3 protein-coding genes and 1 riboswitch are annotated in these 5,584 nt (G+C 45.7%); all 3 genes read left to right on the top strand.

The genetic code is table 11. The annotated features are described in order from the left end of the window. Positions 1–1,211, top strand: a 1,211-nt coding sequence (locus tag AB3112_RS07590) for an iron-containing alcohol dehydrogenase (RefSeq protein ID WP_367334222.1), incomplete at its 5' end; no start/stop codon positions are given. A gap of 499 nt (positions 1,212–1,710) precedes the next feature. Continuing rightward, positions 1,711–1,896, top strand: a riboswitch (cobalamin riboswitch). A gap of 194 nt (positions 1,897–2,090) precedes the next feature. Further along, on the top strand, positions 2,091–4,358 hold the full coding sequence (locus tag AB3112_RS07585; protein WP_367334221.1) for a DUF5776 domain-containing protein: 2,268 nt from the start codon (positions 2,091–2,093) through the stop codon (positions 4,356–4,358). A 27-nt stretch (positions 4,359–4,385) separates the two neighbouring features. Beyond that, a complete protein-coding gene (locus AB3112_RS07580; protein ID WP_367334220.1) occupies positions 4,386–5,432 on the top strand; it encodes a fucose-binding lectin II in 1,047 nt (348 codons plus the stop codon). The last annotated feature ends 152 nt before the right edge of the window (positions 5,433–5,584 follow it).

Genomic DNA, 5,584 nt, shown 5'->3' with positions numbered 1-5,584 from the left:
GAGTTTACTTTGAAAAGACTTCTGTTCGTTACCTCATGGATATGCCTGGCATTAACAAGGTATTCATCGTAACCAGCCCAGAAATGGTTGAGTTCGGATATGTTGACAAAGTGCTTGACGAATTGAAGCGTCGCCCTAACGAAATCGAATATTCACTGTTCTCAGGGGTTGAACCTGATCCAACCACTGATACGGTTGAAAAAGGTGTTCGTCAAATGAACGCATTCAAGCCTGATACAATCATCGCCTTGGGTGGTGGTTCTCCATTAGACGCTGCCAAGAACATGTGGCTATTCTACGAAGACCCTAAGACCAGTTTCTTCGGTGCTAAGCAAAAGTTCATCGATATCAGAAAGCGGGCATACCGTTTCAACAAGCCTAAGAAGGCTCAAATGATTGCGATCCCAACAACTTCAGGAACTGGTTCAGAAGTGACGCCATTTGCTGTTATCACCGACTCAAAGACGCATGTTAAGTACCCATTGGCTGACTACGCTTTGACACCTGATGTTGCGATTGTTGACCCACAATTTGTTGAAACTGTACCAAAGGGAAACATTGCTGCTTCTGGTTTGGATACTTTATGCCACGGAATCGAATCATTCGTTTCGACAATGGCATCTGATTACACCCGTCCATTGTCACTGCAAGCAATCAAGTTGGTATTTGATAACCTGGCCGACTCATACAATGGCAACATGCACGCTAAAGAAGAAATGCATAACGCTGCAACCTTAGCCGGAATGGCATTTGGTAATGCCTTCTTAGGAATTAACCATTCGGTTGCTCATAAGCTTGGTGGCGAATTCGGCTTGACCCATGGGATCGCGATTGCAATCACGATGCCACATGTGATTCGTTACAATGCCAAATTACCAGAAAAGATCGCCGTATGGCCTAAGTACGAGTATTTCCGTGCCAACAAGGACTATGCAGAAATTGCCCGTTACGTTGGAATTCAAGGTAAGAACGACGATGAATTGATCGAAGGATTAGTTCAAAGAATTATCAAGTTAGCTCATGAAGTTGGCGTAACCTTAAGCTTGAAGGCTTGGGGCGTCGACAAGGCGAAGTTCGATGCAGCAGTTGATCGTCTTGCAGTATTAGCATACGAAGACCAATGCACGACAGCCAACCCAAAGGAACCTTTGATTGCCGATTTGAAGCAAATTATGATTGACGATTATGAAGGAACGAATGTAGAAAAATAGTGAGTGGAACAAACCGTTTAGCTTCTGAGTATTAATGGAATAAGTGAGCGACGAGCAACGGGTGATGCGGTGTGTAAGCTTAAAATGATTAAAATCCCGAATTTGGATTTAAATCATTTTAGGCTTACACGTTAGCATCAGTTGCGTCGGAGCTGTCCTCAAAAGCAGTGAGCGGAAACCCATCGGGTGATCCCGAGCATTAATTGATAAAAGCCGTTAGCCATGAATTGTGTGGCTAACGGCTTTTATCGGTTAAGCGGAGGGATCAGATGGGGTGGAGCTGTCCTAAAAAGCAGCCTAACCCGGGAGAGGTGCTTAACTATCCAAAGAAATTTGTAGAATTGACAACACGATAAATTAGAACCACCAGATCACCAATAGCCCAGTTACGCAATTACTCGCGTGGCTGGGCTATTGAGCTTTATTTGGGGAGTGCAGGTTTTTGCAGCTGTTCTAAAACAGCATTTTACTAACACTTTTTCAAAAGCTCCAAGATCGGTCAACTTTCTATGCTATAATTTTCCATGTTAAGAAGCATAATAAAACGGAAAAAGGTGCAAATCCTTTACAGCCCCTTCGCTACTGTAAGATTGACGAAGCTGTCACAACTCACTGGGTCACCCTGGAAAGAGGACAGTTGTAGGACGAGATCAAGTCAGGATACGTTTGTTATGCCGATTGCAAAGCTTCTTAGGGTCGGCTTTGTCAATTAATAGCGTATCTCTCGGATATTTTGTGTACCCAAAATAAGTGTCTGAATTTAGGTTATTAGTGATTGAGAAACGGCCCTGGCTAGCGAAACTAGCCGGGCTTTTTTGTTGTGTTCATTTTTTGTTGAGGGCGTCATCACGATTTAATTATTTGGAGGAGAGCATACACATGAAGAAAAAGCAGTTTGTTTATTGGATATCACTCATATTAGGGTTGACCTTATTATTTGCCGGAGGAAGTAACGTTGCCAGAGCAGACACTTCGGCCGACGTTGATTCAGCCATTGCATCCGGCGTCAAACTGACCGCGCAAAAAGAGACGTTAGATGCGTGGGATGCCGCCATTTTGGCCACCAGTGACAATGGCATTACCGATGCCCAGGCACAAAACGCCTATAACGACATTGTTACCACGAACTATTTTCTGAGCGGGGAGGATCATGGCTATGCCGGCGTTTCAAACGTTGCGGGCGTCATTGGTCTTCGTGCTTTGGGAAAAGATCCGACCAACATTAATAAAAAGGATTTGGTGGGGCAGGTTATTAACGATCCACTGGCACAAAAGGAGAAGCCGGATTTATATACTTTGGTTAACGACCTGGAAGCTTTAAGTACTGGAAGTTACGGCAAAGCAAGTGAAAAAGCGCGGGCCAGTTTGACGACCAAACTCTTGGCTGCTCGGGATTCAGCATCAGGTATCTGGAAGTCTGCGTGGGGTGATGTTGATCCTACTGGACGAGCCCTACAGGCACTCTCAATGAATACGGATCAGCCAGGGGTTCCGGCAGCAATTTCAAAAGCGGTAGCCGAAGTTGAAAGTCACTATTACCAACCAAACGGTGGTTTTGGCAATCAAGATAATAAGGAAGATCAGTATAACAACATTACGATGGTCGACGGACTGGCAGCCGCGGGCGTCGATGTTTATACGTCATTGAACAATAAGGCGGATTACAAAGCACCTGTTCAACGCTTGTTGGATCAAAAAGACATTGATGCGGACAGTAATTCGATGCTGCTTCAGCAAGCCACCTATACTTTGGAACAAGCCAAATTTACCAAAGATGGTGGTCAGGGGTGGATCTTTAATTTTGAACAGAACCCGACCTTCAGGCCACGAGAACTTGCTAAATTAAATCAGACGGCCACGGCTCAAAAACAAGTAATTAACGGCGATACGGTAGGCTCCGCAACTGATAAGGCAACCGCGATCAGTCAGGTTAACCAGATTCTCGAAAGTTCAATCACAAAAATTAACGCTGATACTTCGGCTGAGGAAGCAATTGCCGACAGAGCGGTGGGGATCGCGGCAATCAACAATGTGAAAATTGTTGATTCAAACGCCAATTCGACAAGCACAGCACCGACCACGATCAACAATAATTACACGACGATTATTAGTAGCGGGGCAAATTCATCGAGTTCAGCCTCAAGCGCAAGTTCGCAAGTAGCGCCAACCCCTCAAAAGAAGCATCAAAGTATCAAGGGATCGGTTGTCTATGGGTTGACGAAGGTTAAGCTGTACAAAACGACTCACTTTACCAAGTCCAATCTCATACGGACCTATCAGAAGCAACCTCGAACCAAGCGGCCGATGTTTCTCGTCATCAGCCAAACGATCAATCAAAACAGCCAGCCGATTTATAAGCTGAAAAACCTCGGGAGTGGTAAGACCGGCTACGCATTAGCAGGGGCAACCCATTTCTCAAGGGCTTACTATTCTGCTAAAGTTATCCAGGTTAAAGTGATCAATCCTAAAGGAATCAATGAGTATGGAAAAGTCAAACTGACCGATAGGAAGCATCACGTAAAGAAAAATGCGCTTCTAGCAGTTAAACAAGTTGTTAAGTATGGGCGCACAACTCGTCTGCGGTTGGCCAATGGCTGCTACGTCTCCGCCAACAAAAAAATGGTATTTGCCACTCGGATTGCAAAAGCGGTTGTTCAAAACACTGATGCCACGGCAACGCCGACTGTCCCCACTTCATCTGCAACCAGTTCATCTTCTACGACGACCCAAGAGCAAACGACGCCAACGACATCCAATGGGACCGCCACACTGCCAAACAATGTGCCGACTAATCCGGCTGGAAATGCCAATGCCAATTCTGGTTCTAACACGGACTCCAGTACTGAGACGGTAACAGTGACGATTAACGCCAATGGCTCAGTAATTGCAAGCGGCAGCGTCACGGTGTCCAAAGGTAAAACAGCACTGGACGCGTTAAATGCCCTGGCTTCACAACACAACTTATCGATTACAACCAGTGGGTCCGGCAGTACAGCTTACGTTAAAGGGATTGATGGGTATAATGCCGGGCCAGCGGGAACCATGACCGGCTGGTTATACGCAGTCAATGGCAACCAACCGAACGTGTCGATTGGTGCGTATACTGTCAAAAAAGGTGATCAAATTTCGCTGACTTACAACAAATAATGACGTATTTTGAGGAGGTTCTTTCATATGAATCAACTGATTAAAAAAATCCTGGTGGCATCAACCGCTGCGCTGACGGTCGTTACTTTTGCGACAACGACTAACGCTGCATCTCTTCACACGGCCACAGCCAAGACAATTCACACCCAGACAAAACGGACCTATAACTATGCCAAAAAGATGTTGATCAAAAATCGAACCGGCTTGTCCGGTAAGACCAGTGCCATTTTTAGCAAGAAAGCTTATCCGGATACTGGTGCATCTTCTGGTTACTCCGATTTTTTACTTGGTCTCAAAGGGAACCATTATCGTTTCACCACCAAGCAAAGAACTTTATTACGCAAGAACTTGGTGATTAAGCGAAATACGCCGGCCGCTTCGTTAGCCAATGCCGTAATGGCGGTGTCGGCGATGGGGATGAACGCGAAAAAATACAAGCCATATCACCAAAAACACGGAATCAATCTGGTGGCCAGGCTGTATCGCGCACGCATTTCCAACCAAACAGCCAGCTCACAAGCTCAGGTGCTGATTGCCGTTTCGATGAGCAGTAAATTTAAACGGCCAAGCAACGCCAAATTTAGCAAGACCAGTCTGAGCTCGCGGTTGGTGAATGCGCAATTGACAAATTCGGGGTGGACGTACAATAACGCTCAGGGAACCAAGGACGCCGACACGACCAGCATGGTCTTAACAGCCCTTTCTCGGAGTGGTTCCAGTAGCAACCATGTTCGCTCAAGTATTCAAAGCGGCCAAAAATTCCTATTCAGTATTTCCCAACCCAACGGCGCTTTTGGCTACACATTCAATGGCAAAACGACGGCTAACGCGAATTCGACAGCCGAAGCGATCATCGCCTTAGCAAACGATTCAACGACTCAAAAATACGTGAACACGACACCCATGAAGGCGAACCAAACAGCGACGCCACTGCTCGCAATGCTGACGTACGTTAATCGATCCGGCTCAATCAAGCACGCCACCAGCCAACTGTATGGTGTCGGCCAGGTTAATTTGGCGATAGCGGCGTATAAGGCGGCATTGAAGCACCAATCTGTTTACGGGATTAATTAAACAGTGTGACCGAATAGCAATTAGCTACAATAATATAATTACTTAAACGACCGGAAGATGGGACTTAACGTACGATTCAACAAGACAATATTTGCATAAAAAAGGTCAGAGCAAAACATCTAGTTTTGTCCTGGCCTATTGTTTGTTTAAAT

The organism is Lentilactobacillus sp. (genome assembly GCF_040773105.1).
In the GTDB taxonomy this organism is placed as follows: Bacteria; Bacillota; Bacilli; order Lactobacillales; family Lactobacillaceae; genus Lentilactobacillus; species Lentilactobacillus parabuchneri.
Note: the sequence above shows the minus strand (reverse complement) of the source record. Positions and strands in the feature narration are given on the sequence as shown.

What these genes read in the sequence shown, in the direction of transcription:
- AB3112_RS07585 (WP_367334221.1), top strand. Translation starts at nt 2,091, where the DNA reads ATGAAGAAAAAGCAGTTTGTTTATTGGATATCACTCATATTAGGGTTG.
- AB3112_RS07580 (WP_367334220.1), top strand. Translation starts at nt 4,386, where the DNA reads ATGAATCAACTGATTAAAAAAATCCTGGTGGCATCAACCGCTGCGCTG.